This window comes from Pollutimonas rozaliensis, assembly GCF_048751585.1.
Classification (GTDB): Bacteria; Pseudomonadota; Gammaproteobacteria; order Burkholderiales; family Burkholderiaceae_B.
Genome location: NZ_JAZHOB010000010.1, coordinates 143,902 through 165,590 on the forward strand (window position 1 = coordinate 143,902; position 21,689 = coordinate 165,590).

General features: G+C 58.9%; 23 protein-coding genes. 18 read left to right on the top strand and 5 right to left on the bottom strand.

Translation table 11 applies throughout. From position 1 onward, the window contains the following. The first annotated feature begins 4 nt into the window (after positions 1–4). From mmsB to V0R37_RS18925, 7 genes are all read left to right on the top strand, one after another. Complete coding sequence (gene mmsB, locus V0R37_RS18895; RefSeq protein WP_420376018.1) at positions 5–913, top strand: 3-hydroxyisobutyrate dehydrogenase; 909 nt, start codon at positions 5–7, stop codon at positions 911–913. A 1-nt stretch (position 914) separates the two neighbouring features. Beyond that, positions 915–1,895 (top strand): quinone oxidoreductase family protein, encoded by a 981-nt coding sequence (locus tag V0R37_RS18900; RefSeq protein WP_420376019.1) that lies wholly within the window; start codon positions 915–917, stop codon positions 1,893–1,895. A 122-nt stretch (positions 1,896–2,017) separates the two neighbouring features. Next, positions 2,018–3,841: an acyl-CoA dehydrogenase gene (locus tag V0R37_RS18905; RefSeq protein ID WP_420376020.1), complete on the top strand. Its 1,824-nt coding sequence runs from the start codon at positions 2,018–2,020 to the stop codon at positions 3,839–3,841. A gap of 93 nt (positions 3,842–3,934) precedes the next feature. Further along, a complete protein-coding gene (locus V0R37_RS18910) occupies positions 3,935–4,576 on the top strand; it encodes a peroxiredoxin (protein WP_420376021.1) in 642 nt (213 codons plus the stop codon). Positions 4,577–4,892: 316 nt separating this feature from the next. Continuing rightward, positions 4,893–5,069, top strand: a complete 177-nt coding sequence (locus V0R37_RS18915) for a hypothetical protein (protein ID WP_420376022.1) — start codon at positions 4,893–4,895, stop codon at positions 5,067–5,069. A gap of 178 nt (positions 5,070–5,247) precedes the next feature. Further along, positions 5,248–5,637 carry a 50S ribosomal protein L19 gene (rplS, locus tag V0R37_RS18920; RefSeq protein WP_420376023.1) on the top strand — a complete coding sequence of 130 codons (390 nt, stop codon included), beginning with the start codon at positions 5,248–5,250 and terminating at the stop codon, positions 5,635–5,637. Positions 5,638–5,700: 63 nt separating this feature from the next. Then, the gene (locus V0R37_RS18925) at positions 5,701–6,438 is read left to right on the top strand and encodes a CoA pyrophosphatase (RefSeq protein ID WP_420376024.1); all 738 of its coding nucleotides are present in this window, start codon (positions 5,701–5,703) and stop codon (positions 6,436–6,438) included. Between the two features lie 273 nt (positions 6,439–6,711). Here V0R37_RS18925 and V0R37_RS18930 read toward each other — a convergent pair whose 3' ends face one another. The 4 genes from V0R37_RS18930 to V0R37_RS18945 form a co-directional block, all read right to left on the bottom strand. After that, positions 6,712–7,884 (bottom strand): type I restriction endonuclease, encoded by a 1,173-nt coding sequence (locus tag V0R37_RS18930; protein WP_420376025.1) that lies wholly within the window; start codon positions 7,882–7,884, stop codon positions 6,712–6,714. Positions 7,885–8,480: 596 nt separating this feature from the next. Beyond that, positions 8,481–8,711, bottom strand: a complete 231-nt coding sequence (locus tag V0R37_RS18935) for a hypothetical protein (protein WP_420376026.1) — start codon at positions 8,709–8,711, stop codon at positions 8,481–8,483. Between the two features lie 375 nt (positions 8,712–9,086). After that, a complete protein-coding gene (gene rsgA, locus V0R37_RS18940; protein ID WP_420376027.1) occupies positions 9,087–9,992 on the bottom strand; it encodes a ribosome small subunit-dependent GTPase A in 906 nt (301 codons plus the stop codon). After that, a complete protein-coding gene (locus V0R37_RS18945) occupies positions 9,985–11,229 on the bottom strand; it encodes a M48 family metallopeptidase (protein ID WP_420376028.1) in 1,245 nt (414 codons plus the stop codon). Before V0R37_RS18945 ends, rsgA begins: the two co-directional genes overlap by 8 nt. A 46-nt stretch (positions 11,230–11,275) precedes the next feature. On the opposite strand from V0R37_RS18945, the gene orn reads away from it, so the two are divergent. After that, positions 11,276–11,821 (top strand): oligoribonuclease, encoded by a 546-nt coding sequence (orn, locus tag V0R37_RS18950; protein ID WP_420376029.1) that lies wholly within the window; start codon positions 11,276–11,278, stop codon positions 11,819–11,821. Positions 11,822–11,872: 51 nt separating this feature from the next. Here orn and paaX read toward each other — a convergent pair whose 3' ends face one another. Continuing rightward, positions 11,873–12,826 carry a phenylacetic acid degradation operon negative regulatory protein PaaX gene (paaX, locus tag V0R37_RS18955; protein WP_420376030.1) on the bottom strand — a complete coding sequence of 318 codons (954 nt, stop codon included), beginning with the start codon at positions 12,824–12,826 and terminating at the stop codon, positions 11,873–11,875. A gap of 146 nt (positions 12,827–12,972) precedes the next feature. On the opposite strand from paaX, the gene paaA reads away from it, so the two are divergent. The 10 genes from paaA (at position 12,973) to acpS (ending at position 21,681) form a co-directional block, all read left to right on the top strand. Next, on the top strand, positions 12,973–13,965 hold the full coding sequence (gene paaA, locus V0R37_RS18960) for a 1,2-phenylacetyl-CoA epoxidase subunit PaaA (RefSeq protein WP_420376031.1): 993 nt from the start codon (positions 12,973–12,975) through the stop codon (positions 13,963–13,965). Positions 13,966–14,048: 83 nt separating this feature from the next. Continuing rightward, a complete protein-coding gene (gene paaB, locus V0R37_RS18965) occupies positions 14,049–14,336 on the top strand; it encodes a 1,2-phenylacetyl-CoA epoxidase subunit PaaB (RefSeq protein ID WP_420376032.1) in 288 nt (95 codons plus the stop codon). An 8-nt stretch (positions 14,337–14,344) separates the two neighbouring features. Next, a complete protein-coding gene (gene paaC / locus V0R37_RS18970; protein WP_420376033.1) occupies positions 14,345–15,109 on the top strand; it encodes a 1,2-phenylacetyl-CoA epoxidase subunit PaaC in 765 nt (254 codons plus the stop codon). Beyond that, on the top strand, positions 15,106–15,615 hold the full coding sequence (paaD, locus tag V0R37_RS18975; protein WP_420376034.1) for a 1,2-phenylacetyl-CoA epoxidase subunit PaaD: 510 nt from the start codon (positions 15,106–15,108) through the stop codon (positions 15,613–15,615). Before paaC ends, paaD begins: the two co-directional genes overlap by 4 nt. A 7-nt stretch (positions 15,616–15,622) precedes the next feature. Continuing rightward, positions 15,623–16,705 carry a 1,2-phenylacetyl-CoA epoxidase subunit PaaE gene (gene paaE, locus V0R37_RS18980; protein WP_420376035.1) on the top strand — a complete coding sequence of 361 codons (1,083 nt, stop codon included), beginning with the start codon at positions 15,623–15,625 and terminating at the stop codon, positions 16,703–16,705. A gap of 100 nt (positions 16,706–16,805) precedes the next feature. Continuing rightward, positions 16,806–18,470 carry a phenylacetic acid degradation protein PaaN gene (gene paaN, locus V0R37_RS18985; RefSeq protein WP_420376036.1) on the top strand — a complete coding sequence of 555 codons (1,665 nt, stop codon included), beginning with the start codon at positions 16,806–16,808 and terminating at the stop codon, positions 18,468–18,470. 15 nt (positions 18,471–18,485) lie between these two features. Further along, complete coding sequence (paaG, locus tag V0R37_RS18990) at positions 18,486–19,274, top strand: 2-(1,2-epoxy-1,2-dihydrophenyl)acetyl-CoA isomerase PaaG (protein WP_420376037.1); 789 nt, start codon at positions 18,486–18,488, stop codon at positions 19,272–19,274. Next, positions 19,274–19,747 (top strand): hydroxyphenylacetyl-CoA thioesterase PaaI, encoded by a 474-nt coding sequence (gene paaI, locus V0R37_RS18995; RefSeq protein ID WP_420376038.1) that lies wholly within the window; start codon positions 19,274–19,276, stop codon positions 19,745–19,747. The genes paaG and paaI overlap by 1 nt, the downstream gene beginning before the upstream one ends. 85 nt (positions 19,748–19,832) lie before the next feature. Beyond that, entirely contained in the window at positions 19,833–21,149 is a 1,317-nt protein-coding gene (gene paaK, locus V0R37_RS19000; RefSeq protein WP_420376039.1) for a phenylacetate--CoA ligase PaaK, read from the top strand. A 97-nt stretch (positions 21,150–21,246) separates the two neighbouring features. Next, positions 21,247–21,681, top strand: a complete 435-nt coding sequence (acpS, locus tag V0R37_RS19005; RefSeq protein WP_420376040.1) for a holo-ACP synthase — start codon at positions 21,247–21,249, stop codon at positions 21,679–21,681. Positions 21,682–21,689 lie beyond the last annotated feature (8 nt).

The window sequence follows — 21,689 nt, forward strand, 5'->3', positions numbered from 1 at the left end:
CGCCATGTCGGCAATTGCATTTATTGGTCTGGGCAACATGGGATTGCCCATGTGCAAAAATTTATTGAAAGCGGGTCACGAGGTAACGGGATTCGATTTGTTGGAAGCATATCGCGACCGGTTGGCTGCTGCTGGCGGGAAAGCGGCAGCTTCCATCGCCGAGGCTGTAAGGCAAGCCGAGATTGTCATTTCGATGGTGCCGACGGGGCAGCATGTGCGCACCGTCTACGAAGGGACCGGTGGGGTTCTGGAGAACGCTCGTCCCGGCACCCTTCTGATCGATAGTTCAACCATCGACGTCGAGAGCTCGCGGGCCGTCAACCAAGCCGCATCCGCCGCGGGTTTCGTCATGGTCGACGCTCCGGTTTCGGGGGCGGTCCCTGCCGCCGAGGCCGGTACGCTCGTCTTCATGGTCGGCGGCACGGAGGCCGCTTTCCAACAGGCGGTTCCAATACTGAAGTGCATGGGAACATCTCAGGTTCACGTGGGCGAGGCGGGCTGCGGCCAAGCCATGAAAATCTGCAACAACATGATGGCTGGCATGAGCATGGTCGCGCTAAGCGAAACCTTGACTCTGGCTGAGCGTCTTGGCCTTCAGTACCAGACAGCGTATGACGTGATGACGAAAGCCTCGGGTAATTGTTGGGCCTTGCAGGTTTATTGCCCTGTTCCCGGTCCTGCGCCGGCTTCGCCGGCCAATCGGGAATACGCGCCCGGCTTTGCCATGGCCATGATGCTGAAAGATATGCGCTTATCGCAAAGCACCGCTCAGGATGTGTCGACGGTTACGCCGATCGCGGCTCAGGCGGCTGCCCTGTACCAGGCTGCGGTCGATGAGGGTTATGGCGGCAAGGACTTCAGCTTTATCTTTAATGTGGTCTCCGGCCGCGCTGATTTGCGCAAGGGCGACTGACATGGTCAAAGTTGTCCAGACCACCGGGCCAGGAGGCATCGAGGTTCTTACCGTTGCGTCGGTGAAGTTGGATCCGCCGGCCGCTGGCGAGGTGTTGCTGCGGCAAACGGCCGTAGGCGTCAATCTTATCGATCTGTACCATCGGACGGCGACCGAAGGGCAGTACGCGATTGCGCATCCCGCGATACTGGGTGTAGAGGCGGCCGGGGTAATCGAGCAGGTCGGGCCGGGCGTCGTCGATTTCAGCGTGGGAGACCGTGTGGCGTACTGCATGGTTAGGGGCGCATACGCCCAGAAGCGCCTCATACCTGCGTCACGGCTGGTCAAGCTGCCTGATTTTATTTCCGATGAACAGGCCGCCGCCTGCATGGTGAAAGGCATTACAGCGTACTATTTGCTTCACAGAATCCATGCTGTCAGGCATGGAGACACCCTGCTTGTACATGCCGCCGCGGGTGGAGTTGGGCAAATGTTGTGCCGGTGGGCCAAGCATTTGGGCGCGACCGTCATTGGAACGGTCGGATCAACCGATAAATTGCCCATTGCGCAAGCGGCGGGTTGCGATCATGTGGTCCTGCATAATCAGGGCGATTTCGCGGCCCGGGTAAAAGAGCTTACGGCCGGGCGGGGCGTCGATGCCGCATATGATTCGATAGGCAAGGATACTTTTTTCAGGTCACTGGATTGCCTGCGTCCGCTGGGGCTTATGGTCAGTTACGGACAGGCCAGCGGTGCCGTCCCTCCCTTTGACATAGGCGTGCTGGCTCAGAAGGGTTCTGTTTTTCTTGCCAAGCCGACATTGGCCACATTTGTTCAGGATGCCGCCGAATTAAGGCTGCTGGCCGACGGAGTCTTCGAAGCGATAAGAAAGGGCGCCATACGCGTCGATATACAGCGTCGCGCGAATTTGGACGATGTGGCCGCGGTGCATGCCGATCTTGAATCGCGCAAGCCTTTGGGCCCCATAGTGATTGTTCCTTGATGCCTGAAGTGGGCAAGGCGATGCGTCCGCAAGTTATGGCAAAATGGCTTGGATACGACACTGCCATCAATCAAGAATTCCAAATCGGACGGCCTGTTAATTAGTTGACTCACGGAGACAATATGACTTATCGCGCCCCTACCCAGGATATACGCTTCATTATCAAAGAACTGGCCGATCTGGATGGCGTTCTTGCCTTGCCTGGGTTTGAAGAGGTTTCCGAGGATCTGGTCGACGCGGTGCTAGAGGAAAATGCCCGTTTCGTAGAGCAGGCCATCGCGCCGCTCAACCGCCAGGGCGATACCTCTCCGGCGAAATGGTCGGACGGCAGCGTGGCGACGTCGCCCGGCTTCAAGCAGGCTTTCAGCGAGTTTGCCCAAGGCGGCTGGCAGGGTCTGCAACATGAGCAGGAGTGGGGCGGGCAGGGGCTGCCTAAACTTGTCGGCGCTCCGGCCAGCGAAAACATCAACGCGGCCAATCTGGCGTTTTCCTTGTGCCCTTTGCTGAGCGACGGCGTTATCGAGGCCTTGACGACGGTGGGCAGCAAACAGCAGCAGTCTGTTTTCATACCGCCCATGCTCGAAGGCCGCTGGACAGGCACCATGAACCTGACCGAGCCGCAGGCGGGCTCGGACCTTGCCCTGATCACAACCCGGGCGGTCCCGCAGGACGATGGCAGCTACCGGCTTTCCGGCCAGAAAATATTCATCACCTACGGCGAACACGATATGGCGGAAAATATCGTGCATCTGGTGCTGGCGCGTACCCCGGATGCGCCCAAGGGCGTGAAGGGAATCTCGCTATTCATTGTCCCGAAATACCTGGTCGGCGATGATGGCTCGCTGGGTAAGCGCAATGACGTCTGGTGTGCCTCGCTGGAGCACAAGCTGGGCATACATGGCAGCCCGACCGCCGTGCTCCTGTATGGATCGGGCAAGGGCGAAGTGGGCGAGGGCGCTGTCGGCTATCTGGTCGGCGAGGAGAACCGCGGGCTGGAATATATGTTCATCATGATGAATGCGGCGCGTTACGCGGTGGGCATTCAGGGGGTGGCCTTGTCCGAGCGGGCGCTGCAGCACGCCACGGCCTATGCGCAAGACCGCCTGCAAGGGCAGGCCCTGGAAGGGTCGGACGGGCCGGTGGCCATTGCCAATCATCCCGATGTGCAACGCATGCTGCTGACCATGAAGGCCTTGACCGAAGGGTCGCGCGCCCTGGCCTATGTGGCGGCGTCTGCTTGCGACAAGTCGCGCCGGCATGCCGATCCGGCCGAGCGTGCCAGGAACAAGGCGCTGTACGAATATTATGTCCCGGTGGTCAAGGGCTTTTCCACCGAGACCTCGGTGGAGGTCGCATCTTTGGGTGTGCAGGTGCACGGGGGCATGGGTTTCATCGAGGAAACGGGTGCCGCGCAGTATTATCGCGATGCCCGCATCTTGCCGATTTACGAAGGTACCACGGCGATACAGGCCAACGATTTTATAGGGCGGAAGCTGCTGCGCGACGGCGGGGCCGTGGCCAAGGCATTGGCGCAAGAAATGCGCGCGACGGTGCAACTGCTTGAGCAGGCGGCCGCCAAGGGCGGCGCCGATGCCGACGGCCTGGCCATGATGGCCCAACGATTGAGCCGGGCGGTTGACGCCTATGAGCAGGCCGGCGGCTTCATGCTGACCAATGCGCGCGACGCGCTGCGGGCGGTATTCCTGGGCAGTGTTCCTTATCTGATGCTGGCGGGCGTGGTGCATGCGGGCTGGCAAATGGCCAGGGCCGCGCTGGCCTGCCTGGAGCACGAGGCTGCGGGGAGCGCAACGGACTTCCATAGGCGGAAGTTTGCGACGGCGGTGTTCTATGCGGCTTCCATCCTGCCGCGGGCTGAATCCCTGTCGGCCACCATCCTGGAGGGAAGTGTTGTAAACCGGTATGCTTCTACGGCAATCGGAACATAAGGTTATACGAATATCTTATTTCCTTAAGCTTGCTTATGCTGCCAAAATATAAGGCATACCTTTTCTGTGTGTTGTTTTACTAAGAGAGCTGCCATGACGACTTTGCGCCTGGGCGATACCGCCCCTGATTTCGAGCAGGATTCTTCCATAGGAAAAATCCGTTTCTACGACTACCTGGGCGATAGCTGGGGGGTGCTTTTTTCGCACCCGGCCGACTTCACGCCCGTCTGCACCACCGAGCTGGGATATACCGCGATTGTGTCCGGGGAGTTCGCCAAGCGTAATGCCAAGGTCATCGCTGTTTCGGTCGACGATGCGGAATCGCACCGCAAGTGGATAGAAGACATCAACGATACCCAGAAGACCAAGGTGGAATATCCCATACTGGCTGACGAGGATCGCAAGGTTTCCAACCTGTACGACATGATCCATCCGAATGCCAGCACGACGGCCACCGTGCGTTCGGTCTTCATCATTGATCCGGCCCGGAAAATCCGCCTGACTCTTACCTACCCGGCCAGCACGGGCCGTAATTTCAATGAGATCCTGCGTGTGCTCGATTCCCTGCAGCTTACCGACAGCCACAGCGTGGCGACGCCGGTCAACTGGGAAGACGGCGACGATGTGATCATCGTTCCTTCGATCAAGGACGAAGCCGTCCTGAAGGAAAAATTCCCCAAGGGCTACACCGCCGTGCGTCCTTACCTGCGCATTACGCCTCAGCCCAACAAGTAACAAAGCAATATCCTTTCGTCCCGGCCTGGACGCCGGGGTGTCTGGATTTCAGACCCGCCCAAGCAAGCTGTTTCCTATGGAAAGGCTCGCTTCGGCGGGTTTTTTGCTGCTTTTCAAGACCGCAGCGCATTTAAGAAACGTGGTATTTCCACCTAGGAGTGAAATAAACGCTTGCAAAAAGAACTGTTGTTTTATACAGTGTGTTTTATGGATTAGCTGTGTTTTTAACCAGTATTGGTGTGCAGGCCTTTCGGCGGGCAGTCTGCGGCAGGTAATCATACAAACGCCAACCGCCGCTTTCTATGCGAGAAAAACAATGCAAGCTCAGCACTCTAAGAAACTTCCGTCCAAATGGCCTTTTCCCGCCCGTCGCGGCCAGGACAAATCCGGCGGCTTGACCCGCGGCGCCATGGTTGCCGATATTTGCATGGTGGCAGCCTGGGGCGCCACCATTCCCGGCCTTATGTGGCTGGGGGTGGCGGGGGGCTTTTAAAAGTCCAGGTTTCCCCGTATAATGGCAGGCTTTGCTAACTCATCCTCTGACGGGTAGGCGCAGTAGTGCTTATAAGTACCCATTAGCTTTAAGGTGTTTTGATAAAACTTTAAGCGGTACTTAAAAGCGATGCTTAATTAAAAACGCCCGCATCAAGATGAAACCTGGAGTGTTCACTGTGAACCTGATCGAAGCTATTGAACAAGAAGAAATCGCGCGCCTTACCGGCGGCGAAGCCAAACCCGTATTTGGCCCTGGCGATACCGTTATCGTCAATGTAAACGTTGTCGAAGGTACGCGTAAGCGCGTGCAGGCCTACGAAGGCGTTGTCATCGGCAAGCGCAATCGCGGCCTGAATTCGTCCTTTATCGTTCGCAAGATTTCGTCGGGCGAAGCGGTCGAGCGTACGTTCCAGCTGTATTCCCCGCAAATTGCCAGCATCGAAGTAAAGCGCCGTGGCGATGTACGCCGTGCTAAACTTTATTATCTGCGCAGCCGTTCGGGTAAAGCCGCTCGCATCAAAGAGAAACTGGTTCGCAAGTCGGCCAAGAAGGGCACTGCCGAATAAGCAGGGCTATCCCGATGCAAACCAACAAAGGCACCCGGCGGGTGCCTTTGTTTTATGAATTTTATGTCCGAAAGCTTATTACCTCCGCAAGCCAGGCGTATCGTCGTTCCCAGCTTTGATCCGCAGACGCAGCCTGTCGTGCCGAGCGAGGTTTTGCCGCCTTTGGCTGACGCCAGTATTTCGCTGGACTTCATTTGCAAGGCATTTTCAAGCCAGATCAACTGGCAGGTTGAGCCCGTCTTTTCCACATCCTTTCATACCGACGACGAACTGGTTCAAAAGGATATCGTCCAGGCGGCTGTGTTTTTCCCTTTGGTGCAGCGTCCTTCCGGCCTGCATGTATTGTTCACCCGGCGCGCTTCGCACTTATACGATCACGCGGGGCAGATCAGTTTTCCAGGCGGACGCATCGAGCCGCGCGACCTTAGCGCCGCGGCCGCCGCCTTGCGCGAGACCCAGGAAGAAATCGGCGTGGCGCCGGAATTCATCGAGATCATCGGAACCCAGCCCAGTTTTCTTACTTCCACGCGCTTTACCATGAAGCCGGTAATCGGCGTCATCCGCCCCGGTTTCACGATCACGCCCGACGAGACCGAAGTGGCCGAGGTTTTCGAAGTTCCCCTATCGGTATTGATGGATGCGCGCCAGCACCGCCTGCATCGGGCCAACCTGCCTGACGGCGGGCATCGGTTTTATTTTTCGATGACCTGGCAGTCCTATTTCATCTGGGGCGCGACGGCGGCTTTGATACGCAATTTTTACCACTACTTGGCTGCGGCCCAGGCTGAATTGTTGCCGTAGCCATTAGGTATTGACGGAATACATAATGGTTTCTGAAAGCGTTTATCATGCGGGTTTTCAGGCCTTCTTGCCTAAGAACCTGGTGTCTGTCTAATACTGTTTGTCCAGAACTGAATGCCTATCCAGCTTTCTTGTGCGGGCCGATAACGATCTTCGGGGTTTATCGCACAGATAGATTTCGGTGGTCGGGCGGTCGGTGTGGCCGAGTAGAGCGGTGGGATTTTTGCCCTGGCGATCGGTCTCTGTACCGGACATTGCGCGCAAATCAGTCCATCAGGTGCTTGTGGATTCGACGGCAGCCGCTTCGCGCCCCTTGCGTCTAAAGTTGTCATCATTCTTGCAATAGATAAGAGAGTCTCTGACTATGCCAGCAAGACGATACAGATCTTCTGGTTTGTCGAGCAGGATATGGTCATTAGTTCCGACCTGAAGGCCGGCGCGTGCAATTTCGATCTTGTCCGCGCCAGTGAGGGGCACAATAAATTGCATGGCTGGATGTTTTTTGTCACCCCAGAATCGGAATATCCAGCGGTTTGATTTACCGCCATGCACTACAGAGAAATAAGACTCTGTGTCGCGCGCCTGCAAGTCCTCGTCAGGTAGTATGTCGACGCAAATATTGAAAAGACGCCGCTCATCTGGGGTAGTGACGATTTTTTCGTTCTCCGAATCCACGATATCTGCGTCTTCATCTGGAACAATTTCAATTGGTGCTGCTGTCGGCACTGCCTCGGGTACCGACGAGAGACTGGTGGCTACCATGGCACTGACTGATTGGGCCACTGCTTGTTTGACGATGGGTTGAATGCTATCGAGGAACTTGCTGGTCATTGACCGTTTAATACCAGCCCGCCCCGCTATGTAGCGCACGAAGTCTGTGTCGCAGTCTTTAAGTGAAGTAGTGATGGCATCTTTGAAAGCTGTGAGGTAGACGTTTTCTTCAGCAAGGGCACGCAACGTACTCGGCTCTAGCCGGTCATAATGAAATCGACCAAGCTGCTCAGCAACATCGTCAGTTGCAACTTCAAGGTCTATGAGCAGGAAGGGCTCAGGATCCATGATGTTGCGATTATCCAGATCAGTAAAAAATCGCCATTCTCGACCATTGGTAATGGCGGCTACTGCGACTTCAGGCGTAGCGTTGTAGTACCTGGACAGTTGAGGGCAATGATTAGTCAGGTGTTCCGAATAAGCTTTAGCCTCGATGAATAAAACCGGGATGCCGTTACTAAACAATGCGTAATCGACGCGCTCAGAAGCTTTAACGCCTGGGAAATCTGCACCATATTCAGCTTTGACCTTGGTCGGATCGTAGGGGCTGAACCCCAATATATCGAGTAGAGGAAGAATGAGGGCTTGTTTGGTAGTTTCCTCTGTCGTGCAGTGATTACCCACGTTTTTGACGTGCTCGATATGATGCTTGATACGCCTTTTGAACTCATCCATGCCTACCTCGAAAAAGCTTTGAATTGAAAATTTTTATTTAGTTACTAGTGAGCAAAATTTTTTGCTATTCCTTCTCGCGTTCAGCTTCGTAGCCCCGCAGGATCACCTCGAAGGCACTATCTGACGCTCATAGTTCGCCCCTCTCGATTATTTGGAGGTTCCGATTCTACGACGTGTGGGGATGCTGGCCGGCGGGAGGCTAGGATGGCTAACCCGTGCAACCCCTGGCGTCCAACTTCTGATGGCGATGGAACGCCCGTAGGCCCGCCCGACACCATATCAATGCGGTGGCCCATTCGCACAGTCCGTCGCTGGCACTGACTCTTCGTAAAAGCACAGAGTGCCATGTTCGAGCGGCAATGCTGCAAGTTCGAAGTGGCCGACCCCGACACGGCGGACAAGCGCCAAGCCTGACCGGAGTGGGAAAAGAAACGATTCTTGAAGGAAATAGGTGTATGACGAAACATGATGGCACCCAGTTGTTCGATAACCGGCCGATACGAGCTGCACCGCGTGCTGTGAGCTTTCGAGTGCCTGGCAAATCGGTCGGTAAGGGTAGGCCGCGCCGCCAAGCGCGGGATTTCTCATTGCAGCGCTCAATCTTTCTTAATACGTTTTTTGGATACGTTGGCCTCCAGCACCTCGGCCAATTTCTCCCATGTGCATTTATGAGCATTTGCAGAATGCCCTCGTGGCAACCACTCAATACCTCCCCGGCTGATTTTTAAAGTACCGATTTTGCCATCTTTGTTGTTCGATACGATGATTTCTGAATCGGTATTCAGAATCTCAATGGGCTTGGTGACCTTTAGCTTAACCTCTGCCATACATCCTCCTAGTTATTGATTCCCTAGTGTAGGATTTAGTAGTAATTTTGAAATGGGTGGTTACCCGATTGTTGCCGCTGCTGTGTTTCCTCGCTGCAGATCCCACTTTTTGATGATGGCGGGGCCGTATCTTCTTTTATAGGCCTGTAATTATTAATCGGCGCATCCATTGAAGGCTGAGACGGCTGAGGCATAGGTAGTGTTTATGGTTTTTAAGGTAAGCGAGTTAGTCGCGTAGCTCAGCGGTTATCCTCAGTCCAATGTAAGACCCAGAGAAAAGCCGCTCAGATGAGAATTGAAGCCAATCTGACACTCTGAAAGCCCACGCAGGCCATGACGATCAGCACCCTTACAGAGCGGCAGGTTCATACATGTCTAGTACCGCCCCTGCGCTTCATTCTCGGCCAGTATTCGCTTGTACAGTTCGTGCCGCTCGGGGGCGATTTCCCCGCGTTCCAGGGCTGCCAGCACGCCGCAGCCCGGTTCATGGCGATGTGTGCAGTTATAGAATCGGCAGTGCTGTATGCCTTCCCGAAACTCTGGAAAGCCATGCTCTATGTCGCTGGTCGTCAGGTGGTAAAGGCCGAAGGCCTGGAAACCGGGCGAGTCGATGATATCGCCCGAGCCGTCGGGCAGGTGATACAGGCGCGTGCTGGTGGTGGTGTGTTTGCCCGTGCCCAGCGCTTGGGAATGTTCTTGGGTGTGTGCGCGGGCTTCCGGCACCAGCGCATTGAGCAGCGTCGACTTGCCCATGCCGCTTTGGCCCAGCAGCAGGCTGCAGCGGCCCTCCAATCGCGGCAGCAGGGTATCGCGCATTGCCTGCGGCGCCAAGGCGCTTAATTCGATGATCTGCACACCGGTCTTGGCCAGTTTTGCCAGGCGCTCGCGGGCCTGGGACACGCCGGCCGGCAGATCGATCTTATTCAGGATGACGATGGGAGCGATGTCCGCGCTTTGCGCCGCCACCAGGGCGCGGCCCAATAGATCGTCGGAAAAGGACGGCTCGGGCGCCACGACGATAAGCAACTGGTCCACATTGGCGGCAAACTGCTTGGTGCGCATGTCGTCCGAGCGGTAGAGCAGATTGCGCCGCTCCAGGATGCGGTCGATGGATCCTTCGTCGTTGCCCTGCGGGCTGACGATGACATGATCCCCCACTGCGGCGCCCGTCTTTTTTCCCCGGGGAAAGCATTTGCGGATATGGCCGTCGGTCATCTCAACGGTGTAGTGGCGGCCATGGGCGGCTACGATGCGGCCTTGCAGGGCGGGGGTATCAACCATGCTTCAGGTTTTGTATGCGTATCACGGCGGGCGGGTGGCTATCGTAGAACGCCGAATGCACCGGGTCGGGGGTCAGTGTGGCGGCGTTGTCGTCATAGAGCTTGACCAACGCCGAGACCAGCCAATCCGGAGGGCACTGGCGGGCCGCATAGCGGTCGGCCTGGAATTCGTCGCGGCGCGACATCCAGCTGGCCAGCGGCGTCAGCCAGAACGTGAATACTGGGACGGCCAGGAATATTAGAATGAGCGCCAGCGCATCGTTGGGGCGGCCCAATTGCGGCACGACGCCCAGGCCGGTGTAGAACCATACCTGGGTCGACAGCCAGCCCAGCAGAAGAAAGAAGGCCAGCGCCACGGCGAAGCTGACGAACATGCGCTTGATGATGTGCTTGTGCTTGAAATGTCCCAGCTCGTGCGCCAGGACGGCTTCGATCTCGTCGATGTTCAGCCGGGCCAGCAAGGTATCGAAGAACACGATGCGGCGCGCCTTGCCGAAGCCGGTGAAATAGGCGTTGCCGTGCGCCGAGCGCTTCGAGCCGTCCATGACGAACAGGCCGCGCAGCGAAAAGCCGCAGCGCTTGGCCAACTGATGTATGCGTTCCGCCATTTCGGGATTGTCCAGCGGCGTGAACTTGTTGAACAGCGGGGCGATGACGGTGGGAAACAGCCACAGGATAAGGAAATTGAACAGCACCCATGTGCCCCAGGCCCACCATATCCAGTTGGGTCCGGCGTTACCCATGATCCACAAAACGCTGGCCGCCAACGGCGTCCCCAGGATCAGGGTTACGATAAGTGTTTTAAGGGTATCAAGCACAAAAAGGCGCGGTGTTATCCGGTTGAAGCCGAAGCGCGCTTCCAGCCTGAATTTGCGCCAGGCCGAGAAAGGCAGCCCGACCACGCCCATCAGGGCCAGCACGGCGCCGATCAGCGCCAACTGGCGCAGCATTTCGTTTTCGATCAGTTGGCCCAGGTTGGTGTCAAGAAACTGCAGGCCGCCCAGCAAGGTCAGGGCGACCAGGATCCCGGCCTCGACGATGTGCTCCACCATGGAAAACTGCATCTTGGCGACGGTGTAGTCGGCGGCGCGCTGGTGGCTGTGCAATCCGATGCGATCAGAGAACTCGGCTGGAACGCTGGCCCGGTGCTTTTGCACATGGCGTACCTGGCGCGAGGCAAGCCACAGCCGGGCCAGGATATCGGTCAGCAGGAAGGCGGCAAACAGCAAGGTGAACATAAGAGGCGGACCGTGTGCGAAAATCTATGTTTTAAGGAAGGATTATATGGCGGCGAATGACCAGCGTTTAGTATGGCTCGATATGGAAATGACGGGACTCGATCCGGAAAAAGAACGCATTATCGAAGTGGCGGTGGTCGTTACCGAAGCCGATCTTACTTTTGTGGCGGAAGGCCCGGTATTGGTTATACACCAAAGCGATGCCCTGCTTGACGCCATGGATAAATGGAATCAATCCACGCACGGCAAAAGCGGCCTGATCGACAAGGTCAAGGCTTCCACGCTGACGGAAGCGCAGGCCGAGGACCAATTGCTGGCTTTCCTGTCGCAGCATGTGCCGGCGGGCAAATCGCCCATGTGCGGCAACACCATCGGGCAGGATCGCCGCTTCATGGTCAAGTACATGCCCAAGCTGGAGGAGTTCTTCCATTACCGCAACCTTGATGTCAGCACGCTTAAAGAACTGTCCCTGCGCTGGAAGCCCGAGGTCTACAAGAGCTTTGTGAAAAAAAGCCGGCACGAAGCCCTGGCGGACATCTATGAGTCCATCGAAGAACTGAAGCATTACCGCGAACACTTCATAAAGCTGTAGGCCTTGCCGCGCCCGATGCACACATAAAGCGGTAAAGAACCCGTTTGCCGCTCATGCCGCCTGCGATTCGGCCTGTTTTTCACGTCCTCCGAACCGTTCGAGCGCATAGGGCTTCAAGGCCTGGTAGCGTACGGGGTCCTGGCCCAGCAGCTGTTCCAGGTGCTCTTCGGCCAGGTCGAAGACCGTCCAGTACAGTTTGCCGCAAAGCGCGCGGGCGGCATGGCCGGGCCAGTCCGGCGGCAGCAACTGCCCCGGCAATTGCGGATCGTGCAAGACGATGCGCCGCCATTCGTGCAAGGTCAGGGCGCGTATCGCAAAGGCCTGGGACGGCCGCATGTGCCGGTTGGCGGCTTGCCGGATGGGGCCGAAGGTTTCGGAAAATTTCCTATACTGCCGAGCAACCCCTTCCATATCCCAGCACTGCGATACCAGGGCGCTGATCACCAGGCCGTTCCCTTCATTCATTTCATGGGCGCCCAGCACCAGGGCATGGCCAGCCAGCTTCAGCTTGTTCAGCACTTTTTGCGCGGCGGCGGTCTGGTTGCGAGGCAGGGCGAAAACGCCGGGCGCAATGGCGCCGAAACCGGCCCAGATCAATTCGCGCCGCACTTCGCCGCGCTTGTCCAGACTGCCGTTGCCGAAGCGCGGCAGTATCACCAGGGTCCAGTCGCCTTCCCATTCGGCGGGGGAGCCGTCGTAGATGCGTCCCGATGCTTGACGGGTCAGCTCCAGGCCTTGTTCGCTCAGGCGATACAGGCTGCGACGCCCATGCCGTTCCGATTGCAGCCAATCCTGGGCGACCAGTCTGAATACGCTGGTGCGCAAGAGCCGTTCATTGATGCCCAAAGGGGTGACGAGTTCGATCAGATCGCTTAGCCAGATGCTGCCGCCGTGAGGCTCGATGGCGTCTCCCAGGAGCGTGACGCACAGGGACTTGGCCCGGGGCGGATCATGTTCGAGCAGGGAGTGAACCAGTCGTTGCAGCGTGGAATGCGTATCGGGCATGGGGTCGAATTTTTTACGGACAGGCCATCTTATACGAAACGGGGATTAACCCTATTTGATACTAAAATTTGATTGACATCAATATTTTTGTATTAAATAATGAAACATCGCTGAATGAGCATGAATGAGACAGACAGGAGATCGCCATGTATGCCCAGCTAGTTGAAACCGGAGTCGAAAGCGTTCGTTCCGTGAGCCAGTTGGCGGGAGCCGAGCGGGTTTTTCAGGAACGTATCGATGAAGGCATCCGGATCGAAGCCAAGGATTGGATGCCCGAAGCCTATCGCAAGACCCTGGTGCGCCAGATTTCCCAGCATGCGCATTCCGAGATTGTCGGCATGCTGCCCGAGGGCAACTGGATCACTCGCGCGCCCTCGCTCAAACGCAAGGCCATCTTGCTGGCCAAGGTGCAGGACGAGGCGGGCCATGGCCTGTATCTGTACAGCGCGGCCGAGACCCTGGGCGTTTCGCGCGACGATCTGGTCGACGACCTGCATTCGGGCAAGGCCAAGTATTCCAGCATCTTCAATTACCCCACCCTGACTTGGGCCGACATCGGCATGATAGGCTGGCTGGTCGACGGCTCGGCCATCATCAACCAGATCCCCCTGTGCCGATGTTCGTATGGGCCTTATGCGCGCGCCATGGTGCGCGTCTGCAAAGAAGAATCCTTCCATCAGCGCCAGGGCTATGACTTGCTCATTCAGATGTGCCTGCACGGCACCCAGGCGCAAAAAGACATGTGCCAGGAGGCGTTCAATCGCTGGTGGTGGCCGGCGCTGATGATGTTCGGCCCCTCCGATGCCGAATCTCCCAATAGCGCCCAGTCCATGCAATGGCGCATCAAGCTTTTTTCCAACGACGAACTGCGCCAGAAAATGGTCGACCAGACCGTGCCCCAGGCTGAATATCTGGGCCTGAAAGTGCCCGATCCCGATTTGAAATGGAACGAGGAGCGGGGACACTACGATTTCGGTGAAATCGACTGGTCCGAGTTCTACGCCGTCATCAAGGGCAACGGCCCTTGCAATCGCGAACGCCTTCAGGCTCGCGTCAAGGCGCATGAGGACGGCGCCTGGGTGCGCGAGGCTTTCAGTGCTTACGCCGACAAGCGCGCCGCGAAGAAGGCGGCGGCTTGACGTTTTGTTTATCGCGGCCGGACGCGTGCCGGCCCGTTTCTGATTGACTGCCGGCGACATGCGCGGTATTTGGGGGTGAAAAAATGAGCGAACAAGGATGGCCTCTGTGGGAGGTATTCATTCGCAGCCAGCATGGCCTGGCCCACAAGCATGTAGGCAGCCTGCATGCGCCGGACGCCGAAATGGCGATCAATAACGCGCGCGACGTCTATACGCGCCGCAACGAAGGCCTGAGCATCTGGGTGGTCAAGGCGGCCGACGTGGTGGCCAGCAGCCCCGGCGATAAAGAGCCGCTGTTCGAGCCGGCCAACAACAAGGTCTATCGCCATCCGACCTTCTTCCCCATGCCTGACGAAGTCAAGCACATGTAGGAGGCGTCATGGATCAAGCTTTGTTTCAGTACCTGCTGCGCATGGGCGACACCACCCTGATTCTTTCGCATCGCGTCTCCGAATGGACCGGCCACGGTCCGGCGCTGGAAGAGGATCTGGCCATGACGAACGTGGCGCTCGACCTGCTGGGCCAGGCGCGCTTGTGGCTGACCCTGGCCGGCGAGGTCGAGGGTCTTGCGCGCGACGAGGATCAGCTTGCCTACTTGCGCGATGCGCCCGAATACCGCAATTACCTGCTGGTCGAGCACGACAACGGCCATTACGGCGATACCATAGTGCGCCAGTTTTTCTTCGATGTATGGCATTACTTCCTGCTCAAGGAACTCTGTGCTTCGTCGGACGAGCGCGTGGCCGCCATTGCCGAAAAATCCATCAAGGAAGTCACCTATCATGTGCGGCGTTCCTCGGACATCATTGTGCGCCTGGGCGACGGCACGGCCGAAAGCCGCGCCAGGATGCAGGCGGCGGTCGACGATGCCTGGCGTTTCGTGGGCGAGCTCTTCACCGACGACGAAACCAGCCAGGATCTGGCGCAGCGCAAAGTCGTACCGGCGCATGCCAGCCTATGGCCCGCCTGGCTGGATCATGTGAAGGCCACGCTGCAAGAGGCGACGCTGGTCATGCCGGATCCCGATCAGGCGAATCACCTGGCTTATCGCGGCGGCATACATGGCCGCCACACCGAAGCCCTGGGATACATATTGGCCGAGATGCAGCATTTGCAACGGGCCTATCCAGGAGCTTCGTGGTGAATACCGCCGTCGCTTCCGTTCCGGCGCAGCAGATCCTGCAATGGCTGGCCAAGGTGCCCGATCCGGAAATCCCCGTGCTGTCGGTGGTGGATCTTGGCCTGGTCCGGGATATCTCCTGGGATGGTCCCACCTGTGTGGTAACGATCACGCCCACGTATTCGGGCTGCCCGGCCATGCAGGAGATTTCCTCCGGGATACGCGACGCCTTGCTGGCGCAAGGCATAGAGCAACTGCGCATCGAAACGCGCCTGTCGCCGGCCTGGACGACCGACTGGATGAGCCAGAAGGGGCGCGAGGCCCTGCAGGGCTACGGCATTGCGCCGCCAGGAGAAAAGGCCATCGATATTTCCGGCATCACCAGGCGCGCGGCGGATGTGGTCGTGCCTTGCCCCTTGTGCGGCTCGGAGCATACGCGCCCCATCAGCCATTTCGGCTCGACAGCCTGCAAAGCGCTGTATCGCTGCATGCACTGCGGCGAGCCGTTCGACTACTTCAAGGCACATTAGTTTTCCTATGAGTCAGTTTTATTCATTGAAAGTGGCCTCGGTGGCCAAGAATACGCGGGATGCGGTGGTCGTGACCTTCGACGTACCGGTCGAACTGCGCGATACCTTCGCATTCCGGCCCGGCCAGTACCTGACCCTGCGGGCGCAGCTCGATGGGGAAGAGCTGCGCCGTTCCTATTCGATATGCGCGTCCCCGGGCGACAAGTTGTTAAGGGTGGCGATCAAGCGCCTGAACGACGGCGCCTTTTCCGGATGGGCCAACGAGCATCTGGTGGCCGGCCAAGAGCTGGAAGTCATGCCGCCGGACGGCCATTTCACCGTGGAATTCGCGCCGCAGCATGCCCGCCGCTATGCCGCGTTTGCGGTGGGCAGCGGAATCACCCCCATACTGTCGCTGGTCAAGAGCGCGCTCGACATTGAGCCGCGCAGCAGCTTCACCCTGTTTTTCGGCAATCGGGCCTCGTCGGCCGTCTTGTTTCGCGAAGAGATCGAAGACCTGAAGAACCGCTATATGGAGCGTTTTTCGCTGGTCTATGTAATGAGCCGCGAACATCAGGACATCGACCTGTTCAACGGCCGCCTGGACGGCCCCAAGGTCGCGCAACTGCTGGACCTATGGATGCCGCCCTCGCAAATCGATTATGCCTTCGTCTGCGGACCGCAAGACATGACGGAGTCGGTGACGCAGGCTTTGCGCGACAAGGGCCTGGAAAAATCGCAGATCAAATTCGAGTTGTTTGGATCACCCAAAGGTCCGCGCGCCTTGCGCACGGGACACGAGGCCCGCAAGGCTCCCGGCCGGGAACTGTGCGAATTGACCGTCGTGCAGGACGGCCTGACCCGCACGCTCACCATAGAGAAGAACAAGGACAGCGTGCTCGATTCCGCGCTGGCCCAAGGGGTGGAACTGCCGTATTCCTGCAAGGGCGGAGTCTGCTCGACCTGCCGCTGCAAGGTCATCGAAGGCGAAGTCGACATGGATGCGAACTTCGCGCTCGAAGACTACGAGGTTGCGCGCGGTTTCGTTCTTAGTTGCCAGAGTTTTCCGGTTACGGATAAGCTGGTGATCGATTTCGACCAGGAAACCTGATTTTCATACGAGGGCGGAGCGCCGCGTGGCGCTTGCCGGCCCAGCAATCAATATTGGCCATCGCACAAAAGGCGCTGGCCGGCCAACAGGAGTGAACACCGTGTCGACCGATTTTTTCAAGGCTCATCAGGATGTCCTGGAACAGGCTGTGGCGGCCGCCGCCACGCGCGGCTACTGGAGCCCATTTTCCGAGTCGCCCAGCCCGCGCGTATACGGCGAGGCGGCCGCGGATGAAGGCCGTGCCGCCTTCGAGGCCTACAAGGACAAGGATTTTCCTTTGGCCTTGCAGGGGGCGCAAGGCAGTGTGGCGGGCGAAGTCTCGCCTTACGGTTTCGAGCTTGGGATCCGCTATCCGCGGCTATCCGTTCCCGCCTTGATCGAGCAATCGAAGCAAGCGCTGGAATCGTGGCGGGAAGCCGGTCCGCAGGCCTGGGTAGGCGTATCGTTGGAGATCCTGAAGCGCTTGAATCAGCGCAGCTTCGAGATCGCCCATGCGGTCCAGCACACTACGGGACAGGGTTTCATGATGGCGTTCCAGGCGGGCGGCCCGCATGCGCAGGATCGCGGCCTTGAAGCTGTGGCCTATGCCTGGCAGGAGATGGCGCGCATTCCTGGACTGGTTTCCTGGGAAAAGCCGCAAGGCAAGCACGACCCCATCAGGATGCAAAAGCGATTCACCATCGTGCCGCGCGGCATAAGCCTGCTGATCGGCTGCTCCACCTTTCCGACCTGGAACGGTTATCCGGGAATTTTTGCCAGCCTGGCAACGGGCAATACCCTGATCGTCAAGCCGCATCCCAGCGTGATCCTGCCGCTGGCCATCACCGTGAAGATCGCCCGCGAAGTCCTGGCCGAGGCCGGTTTCGACCCCAATGTGGTGTTGCTGGCGGCGCACCCGGCAGGCGACGAGACGGCCCAGCAACTGGCGCTGGATCCCGCGGTCAAGCTGATCGATTTCACCGGCAGCAGCGCCAACGGCAACTGGCTGGAGCAGAATGCGCGGCAGGCGCAGGTGTACACGGAAAAGGCCGGCGTGAATCAGGTCGTCATCGATTCGACCGACGATTTCAAGAGCGTGGCGCGCAACCTGGCGTTTTCGTTTGCGTTGTATTCCGGACAGATGTGCACGGCGCCGCAGAACATCTACGTCCCGCGCGACGGCATCAAGACGGCCGACGGCCACTTGAGTTTCGATGATGTGGCCACAGGCCTGGCACAAGCCGTCGAGAAGCTGGTGTCCGATCCGGCCCGCGCGGTGGAAATCACCGGTGCCATACAGAACGCCGGCGTTGTCCGCCGCATAGACGAAGCGCGGGCGCTGGGCCTGCCGGTGCTGTGCGACAGCCGTGCCCTGGAGCACCCGCAGTTCCAGGGTGCCCGCGTGCTGACGCCCTTGCTGCTGAAGGCGGATGCCGCCGACGCGGCCATCATGCGCGAATGGTTCGGCCCCATAGTTTTTGTGGTTGCTACCGATTCCACCGACAGCAGCATCCGGCTGGCTCAAGATACGGTGGTCGAGCATGGCGCCCTGACCCTGGCCGCCTACACCACCGACGATGCCGTGGCAAAGAAAGTGGAAAAGGCCGCCGAACGGGCCGGAGTGTCGCTGTCGCTGAACCTGACCGGCGGTGTCTTCGTGAACCAGACGGCGGCATTCAGCGATTTCCATGGCACCGGCGCCAATCCGGCCGCCAACGCGGCCTTGTCCGACAGCGCCTATGTGGCCAATCGTTTCCGCGTCGTGCAAACACGCTGGCATGCATAAAAAACTGGAGACTTCATGAGCTACGAGAATATTGTCTTTGACCTGGACGGCGGCATCGCCCGCATCACCTTCAATCGCCCCGACAAGCTGAACAGCTTTACCGCGGCGATGCATGGCGAATTCGCAGACGCCCTGACGAAGGTCGAGGGCGGCCAGGCGCGCGTCCTGGTGCTGACGGGAAATGGGCGCGGCTTCTGCGCGGGCCAGGATTTGTCCGAGCGCGAAATGAGCGCCGGCTCGGCGCCGATCGACCTGGGCTCCACCATCGAAAAGTATTACGCGCCGCTGGTGCGGCGCCTGCGCGCGCTGCCTTTGCCCGTGGTCGTGGGAGTCAATGGCGTGGCGGCCGGCGCCGGCGCCAATCTGGCGCTGGCCGGCGATATCGTCATTGCCAAGCAGTCGGCCAGCTTCATCCAGCCGTTCTGCCGCCTTGGGCTCTTGCCCGATACGGGCGGCACCTACATTCTGCCGCGCTTGGTGGGGCAGGCCCGCGCAATGGGATTGTCCATGCTGGGCGATAAGCTCAGTGCCGAGAAAGCCGAGCAGTGGGGCCTGATCTGGCAATGCGTGCCGGACGATGCTTTCGATGCGCGCCTGGATGAGCTGGCCCGGCATTTCGCCGATGCGCCCACCAAGGGCCTGGCCTATACCAAGCGGGCGCTGAACCAGAGCCTGGCCAACAGCCTGGACGATCAACTGGACCTGGAGCGCGACCTGATGCGCGAACTGGGCGCCAGTCACGATTACGCCGAAGGCGTGGCCGCCTTCCTGGGCAAGCGCCAGCCGGCATTCAAGGGGAAGTAATGAGCTCCCTGGCATCCAAGCCCATGCAAGATTCCCCATCCATTCCCGAGGATCCGCAGGCGCTGGCCGAACTGACGGCCAAGACCATGTACGACGGCGATGCGGCGTCGCAAGCCTTGGGAGCGCGTGTCGTTTCGGTCGGACCGGGGCAGGCGAGCATGTCGATGACGGTGCGGGCCGACATGCTCAACGGGCACAAGACCTGCCACGGCGGCTTCATTTTCGCCCTGGCGGACAGTACCTTCGCCTTCGCGTGCAATTCGCGCAATGCGGCAACGGTGGCGTCGGGCTGCACGATCGATTATCTGGCTCCGGGTTTCGAGGGCGATGTGCTGACCGCTCATGCGACGGAATATTCGCTGGCCGGGCGCACGGGCGTATACGACGTGCAGGTCACCAACCAGGACGGCAAGCGCATCGCCATTTTCCGCGGACGTTCGTACCGCATAAAAGGCCAGGTGGTCGGCGAATAGCCATTAAAAAACAGCGGAATGTCCGGTTTTTCAGACCCGGGCTCCCGTATTCATTTGAAACGCAGGTATAGGGTAGGAGTGGAAAATGTCTGAGTCGAAATCGTCGAATGCCGGGCGCGATGCCATTGAGCATGTCAGCCGGGATGAATTGCAGAACCTGCAGCTCGAACGCCTGAAATGGTCGCTCAAGCACGCATACGACAACGTGCCCCATTACCGGGCGTCGTTCGACAAGGCGGGGGTCCATCCTGACGACCTGAAGCAGTTGTCCGATATTTCGCGCTTTCCATTCACGACCAAGCAAGACCTGCGCGACAACTATCCGTTCAAGATGTTCGCGGTTCCGCGCGAACAGGTTTCCCGCATCCACGCCTCCAGCGGCACCACCGGCAAGCCTACCGTCGTGGGGTATACCGCCAAGGATATCGATAACTGGGCCAATCTTGTGGCCCGCTCGATCTGGGCGGCCGGCGGCCGTCCCGGCGACATTGCCCATGTGGCCTACGGCTATGGCCTGTTCACTGGCGGGCTGGGCGCGCACTATGGGGCGGAGAAGCTGGGTTGCTCGGTGGTCCCGATGTCGGGCGGCCAAACCGAGAAACAGGTGCAACTGATCCAGGATTTCAAGCCGGGCATCATTCTGGTCACGCCTTCGTATTTCTGCAACATCATCGAGGAAATGGAGCGCCAGGGCATGGATCCGCGCGATAGCTCCCTGCGCATAGGCATATTCGGCGCGGAGCCCTGGACGGGCCAGATGCGCAAGGACATCGAACAACGGGCAGGCATCGATGCGCTGGACATCTACGGCCTGTCCGAGGTCATGGGCCCGGGCGTGGCCATGGAGTGCGTCGAATCCAAGGATGGCCCGGTGGTGTGGGAGGACCACTTCTATCCCGAGATTATCAATCCGGATACGGGCGAAGCCGTGGCCGATGGGGAAGAGGGCGAACTGGTGTTCACCTCGCTGACGAAGGAAGCCATGCCGGTGATACGCTACCGCACCCGCGATTTGACCCGGCTGTTGCCGCCGACGTCGCGCAGCATGCGCCGTATCGGCAAGATCACGGGCCGCAGCGACGACATGCTTATTGTCCGCGGCGTCAATCTGTTCCCGACGCAGGTCGAGGAAGTCGTGCTGAAGATGCCCGAGCTGGCGGCGCAATATCAGTTGGTGCTGACGCGCAGCGGCAATCTGGACGAGCTCGAGATCCTGACGGAAGTGCGTCCCGAGTTCGACCATCTGAGCGTTGCCGAACGCGACCAACTGGCCGGCAAGCTCAAGCATGCGGTCAAGACCTATATTGGCGTATCGGCGCGCGTCACCGTGCAGACGGCGGGGCTGGTCGAACGCACGCTTACGGGCAAGGCCAGGCGGGTCATCGACAAGCGGCCCAAATAGGGCGCTGTTTGCGGGCAGGCATTGCGCCGTCCCCTTGCCGCAGCCAATTCCCCAAGAAGGTATCATTCTAGGTTCGCAAACGTTAACGGACGTATGGATGATTACGCATGCTGTCGGGGCCGCCGTGGCCGGAATCGGGGTCGACTTGTTGCGCCTGGAGCGCATCGAGCGCGTATTCGCCCGTCACGGCGAGCGCTTCGCGCGCCGAATCCTGGGCCCGCGGGAAATGGAAAAATTCAATATCCGCTATCGGCGCGATCCGCAGCGCGGCCTGCGTTTCCTGGCCTCGCGCTTTGCCGCCAAAGAGGCATTCTCCAAGGCCATAGGCCTGGGCATGCACAGCCCCATGACCTGGCCGCGGATGCAAACCCTTAACGAAGCCAGCGGCAAGCCATGCGTGCACCTGTCCGAGCCTCTGGCAAGCTGGTACGGCCGCCGTTTCGGCGCGGCGCATGTTTCAATTACGGATGAGAGCGATATGGTCGCGGCCTTTGTCGTGGTCGAAGCCCGCAAGCCCGAAATCAAGGAATGAATGGAAGA

Excerpts from the sequence above, each read along its gene's own strand:
- mmsB (WP_420376018.1), top strand. The coding sequence starts at position 5 with ATGTCGGCAATTGCATTTATTGGTCTGGGCAACATGGGATTGCCCATG.
- V0R37_RS18900 (WP_420376019.1), top strand. The coding sequence starts at position 915 with ATGGTCAAAGTTGTCCAGACCACCGGGCCAGGAGGCATCGAGGTTCTT.
- V0R37_RS18905 (WP_420376020.1), top strand. The coding sequence starts at position 2,018 with ATGACTTATCGCGCCCCTACCCAGGATATACGCTTCATTATCAAAGAA.
- V0R37_RS18910 (WP_420376021.1), top strand. The coding sequence starts at position 3,935 with ATGACGACTTTGCGCCTGGGCGATACCGCCCCTGATTTCGAGCAGGAT.
- V0R37_RS18915 (WP_420376022.1), top strand. The coding sequence starts at position 4,893 with ATGCAAGCTCAGCACTCTAAGAAACTTCCGTCCAAATGGCCTTTTCCC.
- V0R37_RS18925 (WP_420376024.1), top strand. The coding sequence starts at position 5,701 with ATGTCCGAAAGCTTATTACCTCCGCAAGCCAGGCGTATCGTCGTTCCC.
- V0R37_RS18930 (WP_420376025.1), bottom strand. The coding sequence starts at position 7,884 with ATGGATGAGTTCAAAAGGCGTATCAAGCATCATATCGAGCACGTCAAA.
- V0R37_RS18935 (WP_420376026.1), bottom strand. The coding sequence starts at position 8,711 with ATGGCAGAGGTTAAGCTAAAGGTCACCAAGCCCATTGAGATTCTGAAT.
- rsgA (WP_420376027.1), bottom strand. The coding sequence starts at position 9,992 with ATGGTTGATACCCCCGCCCTGCAAGGCCGCATCGTAGCCGCCCATGGC.
- V0R37_RS18945 (WP_420376028.1), bottom strand. The coding sequence starts at position 11,229 with ATGTTCACCTTGCTGTTTGCCGCCTTCCTGCTGACCGATATCCTGGCC.
- orn (WP_420376029.1), top strand. The coding sequence starts at position 11,276 with ATGGCGGCGAATGACCAGCGTTTAGTATGGCTCGATATGGAAATGACG.
- paaX (WP_420376030.1), bottom strand. The coding sequence starts at position 12,826 with ATGCCCGATACGCATTCCACGCTGCAACGACTGGTTCACTCCCTGCTC.
- paaA (WP_420376031.1), top strand. The coding sequence starts at position 12,973 with ATGTATGCCCAGCTAGTTGAAACCGGAGTCGAAAGCGTTCGTTCCGTG.
- paaB (WP_420376032.1), top strand. The coding sequence starts at position 14,049 with ATGAGCGAACAAGGATGGCCTCTGTGGGAGGTATTCATTCGCAGCCAG.
- paaC (WP_420376033.1), top strand. The coding sequence starts at position 14,345 with ATGGATCAAGCTTTGTTTCAGTACCTGCTGCGCATGGGCGACACCACC.
- paaE (WP_420376035.1), top strand. The coding sequence starts at position 15,623 with ATGAGTCAGTTTTATTCATTGAAAGTGGCCTCGGTGGCCAAGAATACG.
- paaG (WP_420376037.1), top strand. The coding sequence starts at position 18,486 with ATGAGCTACGAGAATATTGTCTTTGACCTGGACGGCGGCATCGCCCGC.
- paaI (WP_420376038.1), top strand. The coding sequence starts at position 19,274 with ATGAGCTCCCTGGCATCCAAGCCCATGCAAGATTCCCCATCCATTCCC.
- paaK (WP_420376039.1), top strand. The coding sequence starts at position 19,833 with ATGTCTGAGTCGAAATCGTCGAATGCCGGGCGCGATGCCATTGAGCAT.
- acpS (WP_420376040.1), top strand. The coding sequence starts at position 21,247 with ATGATTACGCATGCTGTCGGGGCCGCCGTGGCCGGAATCGGGGTCGAC.